This is a genomic window from Pseudomonas sp. MN1F, assembly GCF_009391885.1.
Lineage (GTDB): Bacteria > Pseudomonadota > Gammaproteobacteria > Pseudomonadales > Pseudomonadaceae > Aquipseudomonas.
On record NZ_VZII01000036.1, the window covers coordinates 1 to 17,848 of the forward strand.

Below are 17,848 nucleotides of genomic sequence, written 5' to 3' on the forward strand. Positions count from 1 at the left end.
CATGCAAGGCACGGGAATCAGCCCTCGCCTGCCAGAATGGCGGCATAGCCTTCCTTGTAGCTCGGATACGCCGGCACCCAGCCCAACGCCCGCACCCGGGCATTGCTGCAACGCTTGCTGCCTGTACGGCGCACGCGCTGTTCATCGGACCACTCGGTAACCCCCATGTACCCCCGCAACCAAGCCACCACATCGGCCAGCGGCGCCGGGTCGTCGTCGACGCCGATGTAGCATTCTTCCAGCGCCACACCATCGGCATCGGCCTGCATCAGGAACGCCATCAGGCTCGCGGCATCTTCGGCATGAATCCGATTGCCATACAGCGGCGGCTCCTCGGCTACCCGATAGCCTTGCCGCACCTGGCTCAGCAGCCACTCGCGACCCGGGCCGTAGATGCCGGTCAAGCGAATCACGCTGGCGGGAATGCCGCTCGCCAACGCCAACCCTTCGGCCTCAAGCATCACCTTTCCGGAATAACCCTCAGGTTCGGTGGCCGCAGTTTCGTCGATCCATTCGCCTTCCTTTTGCGCAAACACGCTGCTGCTGGAGACGAACAGCAACCGCCGCGGGCGCTGGCCACGCTCGCCCAGCCACGCCAGCACATGGCGCAAACCGTCGACATAAGCAGCCTGATAGCCCGCCTCGTCATGCTGGCTGGCGGCGACGCAGTACACCAGATAGTCCGGCGAACGCTGTGGCCATGCCTGTGGAATGGCCGGGTCGGACAGGTCGGCAGCGATGCGCGCGACGCCCTTGGGCAGTTGCTCGACCGAGCGACGCAAGCCACTGACTTGCCAGCCTTTGGCCAGCAGCTGGCGGGCCAAGCGGCCGCCTACATCACCACATCCCACGATAATTGCGGAAAGGTCTGACATCACAAAACTCCCTAGACCAAAGGATCAGGCTAGCCGTATTACACGATAGGCGGCTAGACCATGGGCGAAAAAAGCAACAAGATTGCTTTTGTTAACAAGAATTACTTGCAATAATGGCACCCCTATCTGTTCTCGGCCTATATCGAGGCCTTGGAGAACGCACACTTTCTTCTTCATCAGGTCCGGCCAGCATGACACGTACTCAACCTTCCGCTTCGCCAACACCGTCGCGCGCCTGGCGCGCCATCGCCGCGCTGATGTTCAGCCTGGTGCTGGCCCCAGTGGCCATGGCCGATGAGCCTAACGCCAACACCGCCACCCCGGCGGCTGCTGTCGCTCCGGCCACCCCCGCCACTTCAGCGCCCGCTGCTGTCGAAGGCCAGGCCGCCACTCCGGTCGAAGCACCTGTAGCCGCCGACCCGGCCGTTCAGGAACTGGTTGAAGACACCTCGCTGGGCATGGCCCACGACCTGTCCCCATGGGGCATGTACAAGAACGCTGACATCGTCGTCAAAATCGTGATGATCGGCCTGGCCATCGCCTCGATCATCACCTGGACCATCTGGATCGCCAAGGGCTTCGAGCTGATGGGCGCCAAGCGCCGCCTGCGTGGCGAGATCGCCGCGCTGAAGAAGTCGGTGAGCCTGAAAGAAGCCAGCACCGTCGCCAATAAAGAAGGCACCCTGGCACATACCCTGGTTCACGATGCCCTCGAAGAGATGCGCCTGTCGGCCAATGCCCGCGAGAAAGAAGGCATCAAGGAACGCGTCAGCTTCCGCCTGGAGCGCCTGGTAGCTGCCAGCGGCCGCAGCATGAGCAGCGGCACCGGCGTGCTCGCCACCATCGGTTCCACCGCGCCGTTCGTCGGCCTGTTCGGTACCGTGTGGGGCATCATGAACAGCTTCATCGGCATCGCCAAGACCCAGACCACCAACCTGGCCGTGGTTGCCCCAGGTATCGCCGAGGCCCTGTTGGCCACTGCTTTGGGCCTGGTCGCAGCGATCCCGGCCGTGGTCATCTACAACGTCTTCGCCCGCTCCATCGCCGGCTACAAGGCACAGGTGTCCGACGCCTCCGCCCAGGTGCTGCTGCTGGTCAGCCGTGACCTGGACCACCAGGGCAGCGACCGCGCCGCCCCGCACATGGTGAAAGTGGGGTAAACCATGGGCCTGCATCTCAACGAAGGTGGCGACGACCTCGCCGAAAATCACGAAATCAACGTTACGCCGTTCATCGACGTGATGCTGGTGCTGCTGATCATCTTCATGGTCGCAGCCCCGCTGGCCACGGTCGACATCAAGGTCGACCTGCCAGCCTCGACGGCCAAGCCGGCACCGAGGCCCGAAAAGCCGGTATTCGTCAGCGTCAAGGCCGACCAGAAGCTGTACGTCGGCGACGATCAGGTTGCTGCCCCTGAACAGCTTGGCCCGATGCTCGACGCCAAGACCAAGGGCGACAAGGAAACCACCATCTTCTTCCAGGCCGACAAGGGCGTGGATTACGGTGACCTGATGGAAGTGATGAACACCCTGCGCGCGGCCGGCTACCTCAAAGTCGGCCTGGTAGGTCTTGAGACGGCAGCCAAGAAATGACGAAACCGCGCTCAAACGTGGCGCGCTACGCTGGCAGCCTGGCGATCGTGCTGGGCGTGCACGTGGTCGCCGTGCTGCTGACGCTCAACTGGTCGGTGCCCCAGGCCATCGAGCTGCCCCCGGCAGCCATGATGGTCGAGCTGGCACCGCTGCCCGAGCCCGCGCCGCCGCCCCCCCCGAAAGCCGCCCCACAGCCACCGGCACCGGTCGAAGAACCGCCAATGCCAAAGCTGGCCGAGGCGCCGAAGCCGAAGATCGCCATCGCCAAGCCGCCCAAGCCGAAGCCCAAGCCTCAGCCGCCCAAGCCTGAGAAGAAGCCTGAGCCGCCGAAGGATGAGCCACCGGCCAAGGAACAGGTAGCCGATACGCCGCCAAGCAACACGCCACCGCAGAAGTCGGCGGCACCGGCGCCAAGCATCGCTTCCAACAGCCAGGCGCTGCCAACCTGGCAGAGCGACCTGCTGCGCCACCTGGCGAAGTACAAGCGCTACCCGGAGGACGCTCGCCGACGTGGCCTGCAAGGCATCAACCGCCTGCGCTTCGTGGTCGACGCCGAGGGCAAGGTGGTGTCCTACTCCATGGCAGGCGGCTCCGGCAGCGCAGCCCTGGACCGGGCGACCATGGAAATGATCCGCCGCGCCGGCACGGTACCCAAGCCGCCAGCCGAGCTGCTGACCAATGGCACGATCGAAGTAGTGGCACCGTTCGTCTACTCGCTGGACCGTCGCTGATACTTTTGGTTCTGTCACAAATCGGCAAGTCTGATAACGTGCGTCTATCAATTGCAGCCGCTATGCTGGGCCCGCAACTTCATGGACGCACGTTATGACCCTCACAGAATTACGCTACATCGTCACGCTCGCCCAGGAGCAGCACTTCGGCCACGCTGCCGAGCGCTGCCACGTCAGCCAGCCGACCCTGTCGGTCGGCGTGAAGAAGCTTGAGGACGAGCTTGGCGTGCTGATTTTCGAGCGCAGCAAGAGCGCGGTGCGCCTGACCCCGGTCGGCGAAAGCATTGTGGCCCAGGCGCAGAAGGTGCTGGAGCAAGCCCAGGGCATTCGCGAGCTGGCCCAGGCCGGCAAGAACCAGCTGACCGCTCCGCTCAAGGTCGGCGCCATCTACACCGTTGGCCCGTACCTGTTCCCGCACCTGATTCCACAGCTGCACCGGGTTGCGCCGCAGATGCCGCTGTACATCGAAGAAAACTTCACCCACGTGCTGCGCGAGAAGCTGCGCAACGGCGAACTGGACGCGGTGATCATCGCCCTGCCGTTCAACGAAGCCGACGTGTTGACCCTGCCACTGTACGACGAGCCTTTCTGTGCCTTGATGCCAGCCGACCACCCCTGGACGGCGAAGAAGACCATCGACACCGCCATGCTCAACGACAAGAGCCTGCTGCTGCTCGGCGAGGGCCACTGCTTCCGCGACCAGGTGCTGGAAGCCTGCCCGACGCTGAACAAAGGTGGCGAAGGCTCCAAGCACACCACGGTCGAGTCCAGCTCGCTGGAAACCATCCGCCACATGGTCGCTTCCGGCCTGGGTGTGTCGATCCTGCCGCTGTCGGCCGTGCACAGCCATCACTATGCGCCAGGGGTCATCGAAGTGCGCCCGCTTACCCCGCCTGCACCGTTCCGCACCGTGGCCATCGCCTGGCGCGCCAGCTTCCCGCGGCCGAAAGCGATCGAGATCCTTGCCGACTCGATCCGCCTCTGCTCGGTGGCCAAGCCGCCTGTGGAACAACCGGCCTGATCCATGACTGAGCTGTCGAAGGTTTCGGTCACGGCGCTCAAGGGCGTAGGCGATGCCATGGCGGAAAAGCTCGCCAAGGTCGGCCTGGAGAATCTGCAGGACGTGCTGTTCCACCTGCCCCTGCGCTATCAGGACCGTACCCGCGTGGTGCCCATCGGCCAGTTGCGCCCGGGCCAGGATGCGGTGATCGAGGGCGTGGTCAGCGGTGCCGACGTGACCATGGGCAAGCGCCGCAGCCTGGTGGTACGCCTGGGTGACGGCACCGGCGTGCTGAGCCTGCGCTTCTACCACTTCAGCAATGCGCAGAAGGAAGGCCTGAAGCGGGGCACCCACCTGCGCTGCTACGGCGAAGCCCGCCCCGGCGCCTCGGGGCTGGAGATCTACCACCCAGAGTACCGTGCGCTGAATGGCGACGAGCCGCCGCCTCCGGTCGAACAGACCCTGACGCCGATCTACCCGTCCACCGAAGGCCTCACCCAACAGCGCCTGCGCCTGCTCTGCCAACAGAGCCTGGGCATGCTTGGCCCGCGCAGCCTGCCCGACTGGCTGCCCGACGAACTGGCCCGCGACTACCACCTGGCGCCGCTGGACGATGCCATCCGTTACCTGCACAACCCGCCCGCCGACGCCGACCTCGACGAGCTCGCCGAGGGCCAGCACTGGGCCCAGCACCGCCTGGCCTTCGAAGAGCTGCTGACCCACCAGCTGTCACAACAACGCCTGCGCGAAAGCCTGCGCAGCCTGCGCGCGCCGGTGCTGCCCAAGGCCAAGCGCCTGCAGGCGCAATACCTGGCCAACCTGGGCTTCAAGCCAACCGGGGCGCAGCAGCGGGTAGCCAACGAAATCGCCTATGACCTCAGCCAGCACGAGCCCATGATGCGCCTGGTACAGGGCGATGTCGGCGCCGGCAAGACCGTGGTCGCCGCCCTTGCTGCACTGCAGGCCCTGGAAGCCGGCTACCAGGTGGCGCTGATGGCGCCGACCGAGATCCTTGCCGAACAGCACTACATCACCTTCAAGCGCTGGCTGGAGCCGTTGGGCATCGAAGTCGCCTGGCTGGCCGGCAAGCTCAAGGGCAAGGCCCGCGCCAGCGCCCTGGAGCAGATCGCCGGCGGTGCGCCGATGGTGGTCGGGACCCACGCACTGTTCCAGGAAGAGGTCCGCTTCAAGCACCTGGCCCTGGCGATCATCGACGAACAGCACCGCTTCGGCGTGCAGCAACGCCTGGCCCTGCGCAAGAAAGGCGTGGCCGGCGAGCTGTGCCCGCATCAGCTGATCATGACCGCCACGCCGATCCCGCGCACCTTGGCCATGAGCGCCTATGCCGACCTCGACACCTCGGTACTCGACGAGCTGCCGCCAGGGCGTACGCCGGTGAATACCGTGCTGGTCGCCGACAGCCGCCGCTTCGAAGTGGTCGAGCGGGTTCGCGCCGCCTGCGCGGAGGGGCGCCAGGCTTACTGGGTATGCACGCTGATCGAGGAATCCGAAGAGCTGACCTGCCAGGCAGCCGAGAGCACCTTCGAAGAGCTTGGCAGCGCACTTGGCGAGCTGCGCGTGGGCCTGATCCACGGCCGCATGAAGCCGGCAGAAAAGGCCGAGGTCATGGCCGAGTTCAAGCAAGGCAACCTGCAACTGCTGGTCGCCACCACGGTGATCGAGGTTGGCGTGGACGTGCCCAACGCCAGCCTGATGATCATCGAGAACCCCGAGCGCCTGGGCCTGGCCCAACTGCACCAGCTGCGTGGCCGGGTTGGCCGGGGCAGCGCGGTGAGCCACTGCGTGCTGCTGTATCACCCGCCACTGTCGCAGATTGGCCGCGAACGCCTGGGGATCATGCGGGAAACCAACGATGGCTTCATCATCGCCGAGAAAGACCTCGAACTGCGCGGGCCCGGCGAAATGCTCGGCACACGCCAGACCGGCCTGCTGCAGTTCAAGGTCGCCGACCTGATGCGCGACGCCGACCTGCTGCCGGCCGTGCGTGACGCGGCCCAGGCGCTGCTGGCGCGCTGGCCCGACCATGTCAGCCCGCTGCTCGATCGCTGGCTGCGCCACGGTCAACAATATGGGCAGGTGTGACGCCCGTCCCAGAATGGATCCAGCTTTGCCTGCAGGCTGGTTATACTTCGCGTTTAAAAGAACCTGTGGATACAGACCATGACTGAAGTTGCCCTGGACACTGCAACCCCACACGCACCGTCTGTTATCCGACTGTTGCTCGAAAAACTGCACGTTGCCTTTGAAGAGGTGGCGGAACATCCAGAGCTGCCAGCCGCGTCTCGGGTACAGGCGATCCTGCTTGATGACGAGATCGGCGCCCTGCTGGTGCTGTTCCCGCAGAGCAAGCTGCTGGACCTCAACCGTCTCGAAGAGCTGACCGGTCGCAAACTCAAGGCCGTGCCGTTGCCACGCCTCAAGCAGATGCTCGACAAGCATCAGCTCAAGGCCTTGCCGGCCATTCCGGCCCTGACCAGCTCACCTTGCCTGTACGAAGGCAAACTGCTCGATGCCGAACACCTGCTGATCCAGTCAGGCGAAGCCGGCCTGCTGCTCAAGGTTCATCGTAATGATTTCAAGCGCATGCTCGCCAAGGCCAGTGCCGGCAGTTTCGGCCAGCCCGTGCGCGACATCCGCCCCAACCTCGATCGCCCGGATGACGACCCCAAGGAAATCACGCTGGCGGTCCAGGCCTTTACGGCCCGGCGCATCCAGAAGCGCCTGGAAGAAACCATCGAGATCCCGCCACTGGCCGACACGGCGCAGAAGATCATCAAGCTGCGGGTCGACCCCAACGCCAGCATCGACGACATCACCGGCGTGGTAGAAACCGACCCGGCCCTGGCCGCCCAGGTGGTCAGCTGGGCCGCTTCGCCGTACTACGCGTCACCCGGCAAGATCCGCTCGGTGGAAGACGCCATCGTCCGCGTGCTGGGCTTCGACCTGGTGATCAACCTGGCCCTGGGCCTGGCGCTGGGCAAGACCCTGAGCCTGCCCAAGGACCATCCGCAGCAGGCCACGCCGTACTGGCAGCAGTCGATCTATACCGCCGCCATCATCGAAGGCCTGACCCGCGCCATGCCCCGCGCCGAGCGCCCGGAGGCCGGCCTGACCTACCTGGCAGGGCTGCTGCACAATTTCGGCTACCTGCTGCTGGCGCATGTATTCCCACCGCACTTCTCGCTGATCTGCCGCCACCTGGAGGTCAACCCGCACCTGTGCCACACCTACGTGGAACAGCACCTGCTAGGCATCAGCCGCGAGCAGATCGGCGCCTGGCTGATGAAGCTGTGGGACATGCCCGAAGAGCTGTCGACCGCGCTGCGCTTCCAGCATGACCCGGCGTATGACGGCGAATACTCGGCGTACCCCAACCTGGTGTGCCTGGCGACGCGTCTGCTGCGCTCGCGGGGCATTGGCTCGGGGCCACAGGAGCAGATTCCGGATGAGTTGCTGGAGCGCCTGGATATCACCCGGGACAAGGCGGAGGATGTGGTGAACAAGGTGCTCGAAGCCGAGGCCTTGTTGCGCGATCTGGCGTCGCAGCTCAACGCCCCGCATTGAGAACATCGGGGCCGCTTTGCGGCCCCGGCGATTTCAGCCTTTCTTCCTGGGTTTCAGGTACTTCATCAACCCCTGGAACCACATCACCAGCGCCGGATTGCCCTTGATCTGGATGTTCTTGTCCTGAATGCCCTGCATGAACGCCAGTTGCTTGTTCCCCGCTTGCATCGTGGCAAAGCCGTAAGCGGCATCCTTGAAGGCGATGGCAAAGGCCGGCTGCGGATGGCTACCGCCCTTGCTGCTGATGCGCTCACCGCTGACGATGAAGTGCCGCGCCACCTTGCCGTCCAGCGTCTGCATCTGGAACACCAGGTCCTTGTCCTTGAGTTGCTGCTGGAACGCCGGGTTGTTGCGGCTGGCCCTGGCCATCAGCAGCCCCATGGCCCAGAGAAGAAAGCGAAACTTCATCAACGCGCCTCGAATAAAAAATGACTGAGGCGCGCAGTTTATCCTTTTCCTGAACTATTTACGCAAGTTCGCAACACTTAGCCTCCAGAATGCATAACGGGCGCCCTGGGGCGCCCGCGTGGATGACACTGGGGGTCAGCAGTCGATCACTTTTTCTTGGCTGGCTTGGCGGGAGCGTTGACGCTGTCGCGCAGGTTCTTGCCAGGCTTGAAGGCAACAGTGTTGCTGGCCTTGATCTTCACCGGCTCACCGGTTTGCGGATTCTTGCCAGTGCGGGCACCACGATGACGTTTTTCAAAGGTGCCGAAACCGACCAGGGTGACCGTGTCCTTGTCCAGGGCTCCGGTGATACTGTCGAGAATCGCGTTCAGCACCAAATTGGCCTTTTCCTTGGTCAGATCAGCCTTTTCGGCGATGACGGCGGCGAGTTCTGGTTTGCGCATAGTGAAGCCTCTTTGACGGAATTTCTTGTTGTTATGCCGTGCTGCCATTGAAGCAGCGTTCAAGGCACCGCAGGCTCTAATCTGCGGCAGACGGAACTGAGAATGGCACGCCCACCGAGGCCGCGCCAGTATCTGGGCGGCCATTGTGCTGGCAACAACAGGATAAATCCGACAGAACACCCGCTATTTACGCCATCAGGGCGGGTAACTGCCGATTCAGCGCGAGTTTTTCCATCACGGCGCTGCCGGTCAGGGCGTAGCCGAGCAACTGGCCGTCCGGGGCATGGCAGAGCACTTTCAAGTCGCTGCCCTGCCCTTCGACCTGCCAGCTGCCTTCACGGCCTGCCGGCGGCGGTGACACCACCAGCGGGCAAGCCGGGGTCTTTACGGTGATCGGCATCGGCCCGTAGCTTACCTGGGTCGGGTTGCCGGCCAAGGTCTGTGCCAGGGCACGGGCGCAGGCCATCAATGGCATCACATAGAGCAGGTTGATGCCGTCGACTTCGGCGCAGTCGCCAAGGGCGAAGATGTGGCTGTGCGAAGTGCGCAGTTGGCGGTCCACTACCACGCCGCGGTTGGTCTGTAACCCGGCGGCAGCGGCGAGGTCGGTACGCGGGCGCAGGCCGATGGCCGAGACCACCAGGTCGCAGGCGATGACTTGCCCATCGGACAGATGCGCCTCAAGCCCCTCACCCGCCTGTTGCAGGCGAGTCAGCACGGGGCCGAGGTGGAAGCGTACGCCCAGCCCTTCCAGGCCGGCCTGCACGGCAGCGGCGGCAGCCGGGTGCAACAAGGTCGGCATGACCTGCTCGCAAGGCGCCACCACCTCGACCTCGAAGCCGCCCAGGCGCATGTCGTTGGCAAACTCGCAACCGATCAGCCCGGCACCGAGAATCAGCACGCGCTGCTTGCCCGCGGCAGCGGCACGGAAGCGCGCATAGTCTTCAAGGTCGTTGATCGGGAATACCCGCTCGGCACCATCGCCTTCGATCGGCACTCGCACGGTCTGCGCCCCCCAGGCCAGTACCAGGTCGCGATACGCGATCGCCTCTTCACCGATCCACAGGCGCTTGTGGCCCGGGTCGATACCGCTGATGCGCGTGTGGGTGCGGACCTCGGCCTTGAGCTGCTCGGCCATCACGCCAGGTTCGGCCATGCACAGGCCATCGGCGTCCTTCTGCTTGGCAAAACCGGTGGAGAGCATGGGCTTGGAGTAGGAACGGCCATCGTCGGCGGTAATCAGCAGCAGCGGCGTGTCGCCATCGAGCTTGCGAAATTCACGGGCCAGGTTGTAGCCGGCCAGGCCGGTACCAATGATTACCACGGGGGACGTCATGCGCTGCTTTCCTTCTATCAGCCGATGGAGATCATTTCGAAGTCGCTCTTGCCCACGCCGCAGTCAGGGCACAGCCAGTCTGCCGGCACGTCTTCCCAGCGGGTACCGGGCGGGATGCCGTCATCCGGCCAACCTTCGGCTTCGTCATAGATCAGGCCACAGACAATACACTGCCACTTTTTCATCAGGTCATTTTCCTCGGTGTCGCTCAGGCGTTGTTGTAGCCCGGCATTATGCAAGCAGTCGGGGCAATCATGCTAAGCTCGCCGCCTCTCTGGCTGTCATCAAGCATACCGACGTGTCGTACGAATCCCCGCAAGCAGCCGCTGTCGCGTGGCTGCCGTATTCACAGCTGGCCACTGAAATCGACCAGCCAACCCTGGACTGGCTGTTTGACGAAGGCTCCCTGACTCGCCGCCTCACCCAGCTGTCCCTGGACCACTTCAGTGTCACTCCCCTGTTCGAAGGCTGGCAACCGCTGCGCGATGACGAATGCCTGGCCCTGAACATCGCCCCAGGTGCCGAAGGCTGGGTGCGCGAGGTGTTCTTGCGCGGGCATGGCGAACCTTGGGTGTTCGCCCGCAGCGTGGCCAGCCGCAGCGCCCTGGAACGGGGCGGCCTGGACCTTGAAACCCTGGGCAGCCGCTCACTGGGCGAATTGCTGTTCTGCGACCAGGCATTCATCCGCCACCCGATCGAGGTGTGCCGTTATCCACAAGGCTGGTTACCAGCCGATGCCGCGCAAGACGGCCTGTGGGGGCGCCGCTCACGCTTCGCCCGTGGCGGCCTCGACCTGCTGGTAGCCGAGGTTTTCCTGCCTACACTGTGGCAAGCGGCCAAGGAGGAGAAGCGCTGATGTACCTGCAACTGCTCAAGTCGCTCAACCGTCTGCACCCACGGGCCTGGGACTTCGTCCAGCTCAGCCGCATGGACCGGCCGATCGGTATCTATCTGTTGCTCTGGCCGACCCTGTCAGCGGTATGGATCGCCGGGCACGGCTCGCCAACTCTGGCCAACGTGCTGATCTTCGGCCTGGGGGTGGTGCTGATGCGCGCCGCTGGCTGCTGCATCAACGACTTCGCCGACCGCAAGGTCGATGGCCACGTCAAGCGCACCGCCGACCGCCCGCTGGCCAGTGGCCGGGTCAAATCGCGCGAGGCGCTGGCGTTGTTCGCCATCCTGGTCGGGGTCAGCTTCCTGCTGGTGCTGTGCACCAACAGCCGGACCGTGTTGCTGTCGTTCGGCGCGGTGGCGCTGGCGTCCTGCTACCCGTTCATGAAGCGCTACACCTATTACCCGCAGGTGGTGCTGGGTGCAGCGTATTCCTGGGGTATCCCCATGGCCTTCACCGCTGCCGGTGGCGAGTTGCCGGCCAGTGCCTGGTTGCTGTACATCGCCAACCTGCTGTGGACGGTGGGTTACGACACCTACTACGCCATGGTCGACCGCGATGACGACCTGAAGATCGGGGTGAAATCGACCGCGATCCTGTTCGGCGATGCGGACCGGGCGATCATCCTGACCTTGCAGTTGCTGTCGCTCGGCTGCTTGCTGCTGGCGGGCAGCCGTTTCGAGTTGGGTGGCTGGTTCCACTTGGGTTTGCTGGGGGCGGCGGCGTGCTTTGCCTGGGAATACTGGTCGACGCGCAAGCTGGACCGCGAGTCGTGCTTCAAGGCGTTCCTGCACAATCACTGGGCGGGGTTACTGGTGTTCATCGGGGTGGTGCTGGATTACGCAATGCGCTGAGGTTCAGCGTCACTGTGGGAGCGGGTTTACCCGCGAATGCGATGGTGGCTCCACCGCAGCATTCGCGGGTGAACCCGCTCCCACAGGGGCAAGTGTCAGGCTTTACGGCTTGGCGACGTGCCAGACGTCCTTCATGCCGTCACCGGTCATGTCTCCGGCTTTCTTGTCCTTGACGAAGGTGTACAGCGGCTTGCCGTCATAGGCCCACTGCATCTTGCCGTCGTCACGCTTGATCTGCGTCCACTTTCCTTCGGCTTTTTCACCTTTTTCGACCATCAATGGCGGCCAGTTCGTTGCACATTCACCATTGCACATCGACTTGCCACCGGCGTCCTTGTCAAAGGTGTACAAGGTCATGCCTTTGTGGTCGACCCACATGCCGTCTTTTTCCATGGCATGGTGGGCAGACGCCACCCCCGGCAGCGCCAGTGCAGCGAAAAGGGCCATCCAGCTCAGCGTATGTCGTGTCATTGGAATCACCATGAATTCGGGGGTGGATTGCATGCTGTTTACCGCCGCAGCGGCCCTGTGAAGCCTAGCCCAGTCATGGAATGTCGCCAGAACGGCCAACACCCTGTCACACAGCTGCAATAATTCCGTTATCTAATGCGGGCCAAGACACGATTCCTGGGAGAGGTTTTGAGCATGGTTGGCAGAAACATTCTGATCGTCGACGACGAAGCACCGATTCGCGAGATGATCGCCGTTGCCTTGGAAATGGCCGGCTATGACTGCCTGGAAGCCGAGAACTCCCAGCAAGCCCACGCGATCATCGTCGACCGCAAACCGGACCTGATCCTGCTCGACTGGATGCTGCCCGGCACTTCCGGCATCGAGCTGGCACGCCGCCTCAAGCGCGACGAGCTGACCGGCGACATCCCGATCATCATGCTCACCGCAAAAGGCGAAGAGGACAACAAGATCCAGGGCCTGGAAGTCGGCGCCGACGACTACATCACCAAGCCGTTCTCGCCCCGCGAACTGGTAGCCAGGCTGAAGGCCGTGCTGCGCCGCACCGGCCCGAGCGACAGTGAAGCGCCGATCGAAGTCGGCGGCCTGCTGCTCGACCCGATCAGCCACCGCGTGACCATCGACGGCAAGCCGGCCGAGATGGGCCCTACCGAATACCGCCTGCTGCAGTTCTTCATGACTCACCAGGAACGCGCCTACACCCGTGGCCAGCTGCTCGACCAGGTGTGGGGCGGCAACGTGTATGTCGAGGAGCGCACCGTTGATGTGCACATCCGTCGCCTGCGCAAGGCACTGGGTGAAGCCTACGAAAATCTGGTACAAACCGTCCGGGGCACTGGCTACCGCTTCTCGACCAAGAGCTGATCGAGCCGCCAAGCGCCAAGCTGCAAGTCGTTGTACAAGGACCGTCAATTGAACCAGAACTGGCACGCGACCCTGATTCGCCACCTGTTGCTGCTGATCACTGTCTGCCTGATCGGCGGCCTGGTCAGTGGCTATTACGGCTGGAGCCTGGCCACCGGCCTGGCGCTCTATCTGGGCTGGACGCTCAAGCAGCTATTGCGCCTGCACGACTGGCTGCGCAACCACCAACCCGACGAAGCACCGCCCGATGGCTACGGCCTGTGGGGTGAAGTGTTCGACAGCATCTACCACCTGCAACGCCGCGACCAGCGCGTGCGCGGGCGCCTGCAGGCGGTGATCGACCGGGTGCAGGAGTCCACTGCGGCACTGCGGGATGCGGTGATCATGCTCGACAGCGACGGCAACCTGGAGTGGTGGAACCGAGCCGCAGAGACGCTGCTGGGCTTCAAGACCCCGCAGGACGGCGGGCAGCCGGTGACCAACCTGGTGCGCCACCCACGCTTCAAGGAATACTTCGAGGCGGAGAACTACGCCGAACCGCTGGAGATCCCCTCACCGATCAACGACCGCCTGCGCGTGCAGCTGCACATCACCCGCTACGGCAACAACGAGCACCTGATGCTGGTGCGCGATGTGACCCGCATTCACCAGCTTGAGCAGATGCGCAAGGATTTCGTCGCCAACGTCTCCCACGAACTGCGCACACCGCTGACGGTGATTACCGGCTACCTGGAAACCCTGCTGGACAACGTCGATGACGTGAACCCGCGCTGGGCCCGGGCGCTGCAGCAGATGACCCAGCAAGGCTCGCGCATGCAGACTCTGCTCAACGACCTGTTGCTGCTGGCCAAGCTGGAAGCCACCGACTACCCGTCGGACAACCAGCCGGTGGCGGTCGATGCCCTGCTCACCGCGATCAAGCAGGACGCCCAGGCACTGTCCGGGCCGCGTAACCAGAAAATCACCCTGGAAGCCGTGCCGGGCCTGCGCCTGAAGGGCAGCGAGTCAGAACTGCGCAGCGCCTTCTCCAACCTGGTGTTCAACGCCGTGAAGTACACCCAGGATGAAGGCACCATTCGCATCCGCTGGTGGGGCGACGAACACGGTGCGCACCTGTCGGTGCAGGATTCCGGGGTCGGTATCGACGCCAAGCACCTGCCGCGGCTTACCGAACGCTTCTACCGGGTCGACTCCAGCCGTGCGTCGAATACCGGCGGTACCGGCCTGGGGCTGGCGATCGTCAAGCATGTGCTGATGCGCCACCGCGGCAAGCTGGAAATCAGCAGCGTGCCGGGGCATGGCAGTACCTTCACCTGTCACTTCGGGCCCGCACAATTGGCCAACGGCAAGGCCTGACGGACCAGGGGCCGCTTTGCAGCCCTTTGCTTTTGCTGCCCCAGCCGCTACATTGGACCCCCTGTGCCAGCAAGAGCTGGCACTTTTTTTCTCTCTATCTCAAAGACGGACCCCGTAAAAACTCCATCATGGACCCTTCCCCTGGTATCAGCCTCGCCTCGTTATTCGCCGATTTCGGCATGATCATCTTTGCCTTCCTGCTGGTGCTGCTCAACGGTTTCTTCGTTGCCGCCGAGTTCGCCATGGTCAAGCTGCGCGCCACCCGCGTCGAGTCCATCGCCGAACTGCATGGCTGGCGCGGCAGCATCCTGCGCAAGGTACACAACCAGCTCGACGCCTACCTGTCCGCTTGCCAGTTGGGCATCACCCTTGCCTCGCTGGGCCTGGGCTGGGTCGGTGAGCCGGCATTCGCCCACCTGCTCGAACCGCTGCTGGCCTACCTGGGCGTGGACAGCGCCGAACTGGTCAAGGGGGTGTCGTTCTTCGTCGCCTTCTTCGTCATTTCGTACCTGCACATCGTGGTCGGCGAACTGGCGCCCAAGTCGTGGGCAATCCGCAAGCCCGAGCTGCTGTCGCTGTGGACTGCCGTGCCGCTGTACCTGTTCTACTGGACCATGTACCCGGCCATCTACCTGCTCAACGCCAGCGCCAACACCATCTTGCGCATCGCCGGCCAGGGTGAGCCCGGCCCACACCACGAACACCACTACAGCCGCGAAGAACTCAAGCTGATCCTGCACTCCAGCCGTGGCCAGGACCCGAGCGACCAAGGCATGCGCGTACTCGCCTCGGCCGTCGAAATGGGCGAGCTGGAAGTGGTGGACTGGGCCAATTCGCGTGAGGACATGGTCAGCATCGACGCCCATGCCCCGCTCAAGGAAATCCTCGCCCTGGTACGCCGGCACAAGTTCAGCCGCTACCCGGTGTACGACGCCGAGCGCGAGGAATTCACCGGCCTGCTGCACATCAAGGACTTGCTGCTGGAGCTGGCCGAACTCGAACACCTGCCCGAAACCATCGACCTGGACGACCTGGCCCGCCCGCTGGAGCGCGTATCGCGGCACATGCCGCTGTCGCAGCTGCTGGAGCAGTTCCGCAAAGGCGGCGCGCACTTCGTGCTGGTGGAGGAAGCCGACGGCAAGGTGATCGGCTACCTGACCATGGAAGACGTGCTGGAAGTGCTGGTGGGTGACATTCAGGACGAGCACCGCAAGACCGAACGCGGCATCCTCGCCTACCAGCCGGGCAAGCTGCTGGTGCGCGGCGATACGCCGCTGTTCAAGGTTGAGCGCCTGCTCGGTGTCGACCTCGACCACATCGAGGCAGAAACCCTCGCCGGCCTGGTCTACGAAACCCTCAAGCGTGTGCCTGAGGAAGAGGAAGTGCTGGAAGTCGAAGGCCTGCGCATCATCATCAAGAAGATGAAAGGGCCGAAGATCGTACTGGCCAAGGTGCTCAAGCTCGACTGACCCTACGGGTTGCCGGCAGTGAAGTCCGGCAACCCGCCAAGCGGACGGTCGAACTGGAACGGTATCGATTCCAGCGCCAGCCCCACATTGCGCTGCACCACGAAATGCAGATGGGGCCCGGTGCTGTTACCGGTATTGCCCGACTTCGCCAGGGCCTGCCCCACCACCACCTGTTGCCCTTCGCGCACCAGCACCGTACCGCGCATCAGGTGCAGGTACACGCCCATGGTGCCGTCGGGGTGCAGTATCCGCACGAAATTGCCCCCCGGGTTGCCACCTCGACCACTCTGGTCATTCTCGACCTTCACCACCATGCCGCCCCGCGCTGCAATGATCGGCGTACCCTCCGGCATGGCGATGTCCATCGCATAGCGGCTCCTGGGTCCGAAATGGCTGAAGCGCCCATTGGGCCCCTGGGTCAGGCGAAATGGCCCGCCCTTCCAGGGAAACGGATAGCGGTAGGCCAAAGAGCGCTGGCCAGGGTCACCCATGGCGTACTGGAAATGGGTGGCGTACTGCAACTTGCCACCTGGGGCGGCCAGCACCGAACTCAGCACCTTGCTCGAACGCGGCCCCACCACGGCGCGTATGTTGCGCGGCTGGTTGCCGCCGAAGGCATTGGTCAGCTTGTCGACGCGCAGCTCGACCTGCATCGGCACGTACAGATCGTTGCGCACCATGAAGCGCACACCGCCCGGGAAGGTTTCGGCCTGCAGGCGCACCTTGCCATCGATGTGATCGAGGATCGGCTCGCTCAGCTCGAAGGTTTTTGCCCCCGGGCTGTAGCGATCGGAGTACGAGACCACGCCGGTGTTGTCGACGGTCTTGTAGATCGTCATGCCCATGCTCGACGCCGAGGCCGAAAGCAAGGCACAGAAAAGCAGCAAGCGGGCGACGGCTGGCATGATGGTGGCTTTTTGACAGGTATGGTCTGTCGAAGACTAGCAGCGGGATCTGTAGGCGGTATTACAGCTGGTCGGAAGAACCTGGCAGATTGGCGCGGACCTTGTGAGCAAGCCCGAGCCCACAAGGTGCTGTGTATCGCCCAGATCAGGCGCCGGGGGTGAAATGCTTCTGCTGGGTCCCGCGGGCAATCAGGCGCGACAGGTAGTCGAGTTTCTGCGCATCCTGGTCGACGAACTTGAAGGTCAGCTGCAGCCAGTCACTTTCTGGCTTGGGCTCCAGCGCCGCGATGGCGTGCAGATAACCGTTCAGGCGCGCCACTTCGGCATTCTCACCCTGCTCCAGGTCGAGCACTGCGCCCTCCAGCACCTGTGGCAACGCGGCACTGCGACGTACCACCAGCAACGCTTCCTTCAGGCTCAGGGCCTTGATCACGCAGGGCTGGGTGCCGCTGGCCAGGCGCAACTGGCCCTGCCCCCGCCCGGCCTGGGCCGCAGCCGCCGCAGTCTGCGGCTTCGGCGCATTGAGCAAAGGCTTGGCCGGCGCGGCAGCAGGCGCCGCCACCTTGGCCGCTTCAGGCTTGCCACCGGTCAGTGCACTCAGCGAGTCGTTGGCGAATGCCGAATTCACCCGTGCCGGTGCACCGGCCATCAGGCTTTCCAGCTTGCCGATCTTGCTCAGGGCTTTCTTCACCTTGGTCAACAGCTGTTCGTTGGTGAACGGCTTGCCGACGAAGTCGGAGACGCCGGCCTGGATGGCCTGGATCACGTTCTCCTTGTCACCACGGCTGGTCACCATGATGAATTGCAGGTCCTTCATCTCAGGCTGCTGACGGCACCAGGTCAGCAACTCAAGGCCAGACATCTCCGGCATCTCCCAGTCGCACAGCACCAGGTCGAACGGCTCCTTGGCCAGCATGGCCATGGCCTTGCGACCGTTGACCGCATCTTCGATGACCATGCCCGGGAAGGCGTTGCGCAGGCACTTCCTGACCAGGTCACGAATGAACGGCGCGTCATCCACGACCAGCACATTGACTTTACTCATCGATACTCCTCTTGAACCCGAC

Annotated in this window: 19 protein-coding genes; 11 read left to right on the top strand and 8 right to left on the bottom strand. The window is 63.7% G+C overall.

Features of this window, described 5'->3' with window-relative positions; translation table 11 throughout:
- Window positions 1-17 precede the first annotated feature (17 nt).
- The gene (locus tag F6X59_RS17630; protein WP_152957315.1) at window positions 18-875 is read right to left on the bottom strand and encodes an NAD-dependent epimerase/dehydratase family protein; all 858 of its coding nucleotides are present in this window, start codon (window positions 873-875) and stop codon (window positions 18-20) included.
- A 191-nt stretch (window positions 876-1,066) separates the two neighbouring features.
- On the opposite strand from F6X59_RS17630, the gene exbB reads away from it, so the two are divergent.
- From exbB to F6X59_RS17660, 6 genes are all read left to right on the top strand, one after another.
- Window positions 1,067-2,035 carry a tonB-system energizer ExbB gene (gene exbB / locus F6X59_RS17635; RefSeq protein ID WP_152957316.1) on the top strand — a complete coding sequence of 323 codons (969 nt, stop codon included), beginning with the start codon at window positions 1,067-1,069 and terminating at the stop codon, window positions 2,033-2,035.
- Between the two features lie 3 nt (window positions 2,036-2,038).
- Window positions 2,039-2,467, top strand: coding sequence for a TonB system transport protein ExbD (gene exbD / locus F6X59_RS17640; protein ID WP_152957317.1), 429 nt, complete (start codon window positions 2,039-2,041; stop codon window positions 2,465-2,467).
- A complete protein-coding gene (locus tag F6X59_RS17645; RefSeq protein WP_152957318.1) occupies window positions 2,464-3,198 on the top strand; it encodes an energy transducer TonB in 735 nt (244 codons plus the stop codon). Before exbD ends, F6X59_RS17645 begins: the two co-directional genes overlap by 4 nt.
- Before the next feature lie 94 nt (window positions 3,199-3,292).
- Window positions 3,293-4,219, top strand: a complete 927-nt coding sequence (locus F6X59_RS17650) for a hydrogen peroxide-inducible genes activator (protein WP_054884745.1) — start codon at window positions 3,293-3,295, stop codon at window positions 4,217-4,219.
- 3 nt (window positions 4,220-4,222) lie between these two features.
- Window positions 4,223-6,301: an ATP-dependent DNA helicase RecG gene (gene recG / locus F6X59_RS17655; protein ID WP_152957319.1), complete on the top strand. Its 2,079-nt coding sequence runs from the start codon at window positions 4,223-4,225 to the stop codon at window positions 6,299-6,301.
- 78 nt (window positions 6,302-6,379) lie between these two features.
- Window positions 6,380-7,783 (top strand): aminoacyl-tRNA deacylase and HDOD domain-containing protein, encoded by a 1,404-nt coding sequence (locus F6X59_RS17660; protein ID WP_152957320.1) that lies wholly within the window; start codon window positions 6,380-6,382, stop codon window positions 7,781-7,783.
- 33 nt (window positions 7,784-7,816) lie between these two features.
- On the opposite strand, the gene F6X59_RS17665 is transcribed toward F6X59_RS17660, so the two are convergent.
- The 4 genes from F6X59_RS17665 to F6X59_RS17680 all read right to left on the bottom strand — a co-directional run bounded on the left by F6X59_RS17665 (window position 7,817) and on the right by F6X59_RS17680 (window position 10,155).
- Window positions 7,817-8,191 (bottom strand): helicase, encoded by a 375-nt coding sequence (locus F6X59_RS17665; RefSeq protein ID WP_152957321.1) that lies wholly within the window; start codon window positions 8,189-8,191, stop codon window positions 7,817-7,819.
- A gap of 146 nt (window positions 8,192-8,337) precedes the next feature.
- The gene (locus F6X59_RS17670; protein ID WP_152957349.1) at window positions 8,338-8,634 is read right to left on the bottom strand and encodes an HU family DNA-binding protein; all 297 of its coding nucleotides are present in this window, start codon (window positions 8,632-8,634) and stop codon (window positions 8,338-8,340) included.
- 187 nt (window positions 8,635-8,821) lie between these two features.
- Window positions 8,822-9,970: an NAD(P)/FAD-dependent oxidoreductase gene (locus F6X59_RS17675; protein ID WP_152957322.1), complete on the bottom strand. Its 1,149-nt coding sequence runs from the start codon at window positions 9,968-9,970 to the stop codon at window positions 8,822-8,824.
- A gap of 17 nt (window positions 9,971-9,987) precedes the next feature.
- The gene (locus F6X59_RS17680; RefSeq protein ID WP_027917042.1) at window positions 9,988-10,155 is read right to left on the bottom strand and encodes a rubredoxin; all 168 of its coding nucleotides are present in this window, start codon (window positions 10,153-10,155) and stop codon (window positions 9,988-9,990) included.
- Between the two features lie 113 nt (window positions 10,156-10,268).
- Here F6X59_RS17680 and F6X59_RS17685 point away from each other — a divergent pair, with 113 nt between their 5' ends.
- Window positions 10,269-10,826, top strand: coding sequence for a chorismate lyase (locus F6X59_RS17685; protein WP_346652365.1), 558 nt, complete (start codon window positions 10,269-10,271; stop codon window positions 10,824-10,826).
- On the top strand, window positions 10,826-11,716 hold the full coding sequence (ubiA, locus tag F6X59_RS17690) for a 4-hydroxybenzoate octaprenyltransferase (RefSeq protein WP_152957323.1): 891 nt from the start codon (window positions 10,826-10,828) through the stop codon (window positions 11,714-11,716). Before F6X59_RS17685 ends, ubiA begins: the two co-directional genes overlap by 1 nt.
- A gap of 102 nt (window positions 11,717-11,818) precedes the next feature.
- Here the strand turns inward: ubiA and F6X59_RS17695 are convergent, their stop codons facing one another.
- Window positions 11,819-12,187 (bottom strand): hypothetical protein, encoded by a 369-nt coding sequence (locus F6X59_RS17695; protein ID WP_152957324.1) that lies wholly within the window; start codon window positions 12,185-12,187, stop codon window positions 11,819-11,821.
- 174 nt (window positions 12,188-12,361) lie between these two features.
- On the opposite strand from F6X59_RS17695, the gene phoB reads away from it, so the two are divergent.
- The 3 genes from phoB (at window position 12,362) to F6X59_RS17710 (ending at window position 15,876) form a co-directional block, all read left to right on the top strand.
- The gene (gene phoB, locus F6X59_RS17700) at window positions 12,362-13,051 is read left to right on the top strand and encodes a phosphate regulon transcriptional regulator PhoB (protein WP_003253341.1); all 690 of its coding nucleotides are present in this window, start codon (window positions 12,362-12,364) and stop codon (window positions 13,049-13,051) included.
- Window positions 13,052-13,099: 48 nt separating this feature from the next.
- On the top strand, window positions 13,100-14,407 hold the full coding sequence (gene phoR / locus F6X59_RS17705) for a phosphate regulon sensor histidine kinase PhoR (protein ID WP_152957325.1): 1,308 nt from the start codon (window positions 13,100-13,102) through the stop codon (window positions 14,405-14,407).
- A 128-nt stretch (window positions 14,408-14,535) separates the two neighbouring features.
- Entirely contained in the window at window positions 14,536-15,876 is a 1,341-nt protein-coding gene (locus F6X59_RS17710; RefSeq protein ID WP_152957326.1) for a hemolysin family protein, read from the top strand.
- Between the two features lie 2 nt (window positions 15,877-15,878).
- Here the strand turns inward: F6X59_RS17710 and F6X59_RS17715 are convergent, their stop codons facing one another.
- A complete protein-coding gene (locus F6X59_RS17715) occupies window positions 15,879-16,781 on the bottom strand; it encodes a peptidoglycan DD-metalloendopeptidase family protein (RefSeq protein ID WP_152957327.1) in 903 nt (300 codons plus the stop codon).
- 145 nt (window positions 16,782-16,926) lie between these two features.
- A complete protein-coding gene (locus F6X59_RS17720) occupies window positions 16,927-17,826 on the bottom strand; it encodes a response regulator (protein ID WP_152957328.1) in 900 nt (299 codons plus the stop codon).
- Between the last annotated feature and the right edge of the window lie 22 nt (window positions 17,827-17,848).

Coding starts and splice junctions, on each gene's coding strand:
- F6X59_RS17630 (WP_152957315.1), bottom strand. CDS start 875: ATGTCAGACCTTTCCGCAATTATCGTGGGATGTGGTGATGTAGGCGGC.
- exbB (WP_152957316.1), top strand. CDS start 1,067: ATGACACGTACTCAACCTTCCGCTTCGCCAACACCGTCGCGCGCCTGG.
- exbD (WP_152957317.1), top strand. CDS start 2,039: ATGGGCCTGCATCTCAACGAAGGTGGCGACGACCTCGCCGAAAATCAC.
- F6X59_RS17645 (WP_152957318.1), top strand. CDS start 2,464: ATGACGAAACCGCGCTCAAACGTGGCGCGCTACGCTGGCAGCCTGGCG.
- F6X59_RS17650 (WP_054884745.1), top strand. CDS start 3,293: ATGACCCTCACAGAATTACGCTACATCGTCACGCTCGCCCAGGAGCAG.
- recG (WP_152957319.1), top strand. CDS start 4,223: ATGACTGAGCTGTCGAAGGTTTCGGTCACGGCGCTCAAGGGCGTAGGC.
- F6X59_RS17660 (WP_152957320.1), top strand. CDS start 6,380: ATGACTGAAGTTGCCCTGGACACTGCAACCCCACACGCACCGTCTGTT.
- F6X59_RS17665 (WP_152957321.1), bottom strand. CDS start 8,191: ATGAAGTTTCGCTTTCTTCTCTGGGCCATGGGGCTGCTGATGGCCAGG.
- F6X59_RS17670 (WP_152957349.1), bottom strand. CDS start 8,634: ATGCGCAAACCAGAACTCGCCGCCGTCATCGCCGAAAAGGCTGATCTG.
- F6X59_RS17675 (WP_152957322.1), bottom strand. CDS start 9,970: ATGACGTCCCCCGTGGTAATCATTGGTACCGGCCTGGCCGGCTACAAC.
- F6X59_RS17680 (WP_027917042.1), bottom strand. CDS start 10,155: ATGAAAAAGTGGCAGTGTATTGTCTGTGGCCTGATCTATGACGAAGCC.
- ubiA (WP_152957323.1), top strand. CDS start 10,826: ATGTACCTGCAACTGCTCAAGTCGCTCAACCGTCTGCACCCACGGGCC.
- F6X59_RS17695 (WP_152957324.1), bottom strand. CDS start 12,187: ATGACACGACATACGCTGAGCTGGATGGCCCTTTTCGCTGCACTGGCG.
- phoB (WP_003253341.1), top strand. CDS start 12,362: ATGGTTGGCAGAAACATTCTGATCGTCGACGACGAAGCACCGATTCGC.
- F6X59_RS17710 (WP_152957326.1), top strand. CDS start 14,536: ATGGACCCTTCCCCTGGTATCAGCCTCGCCTCGTTATTCGCCGATTTC.
- F6X59_RS17715 (WP_152957327.1), bottom strand. CDS start 16,781: ATGCCAGCCGTCGCCCGCTTGCTGCTTTTCTGTGCCTTGCTTTCGGCC.
- F6X59_RS17720 (WP_152957328.1), bottom strand. CDS start 17,826: ATGAGTAAAGTCAATGTGCTGGTCGTGGATGACGCGCCGTTCATTCGT.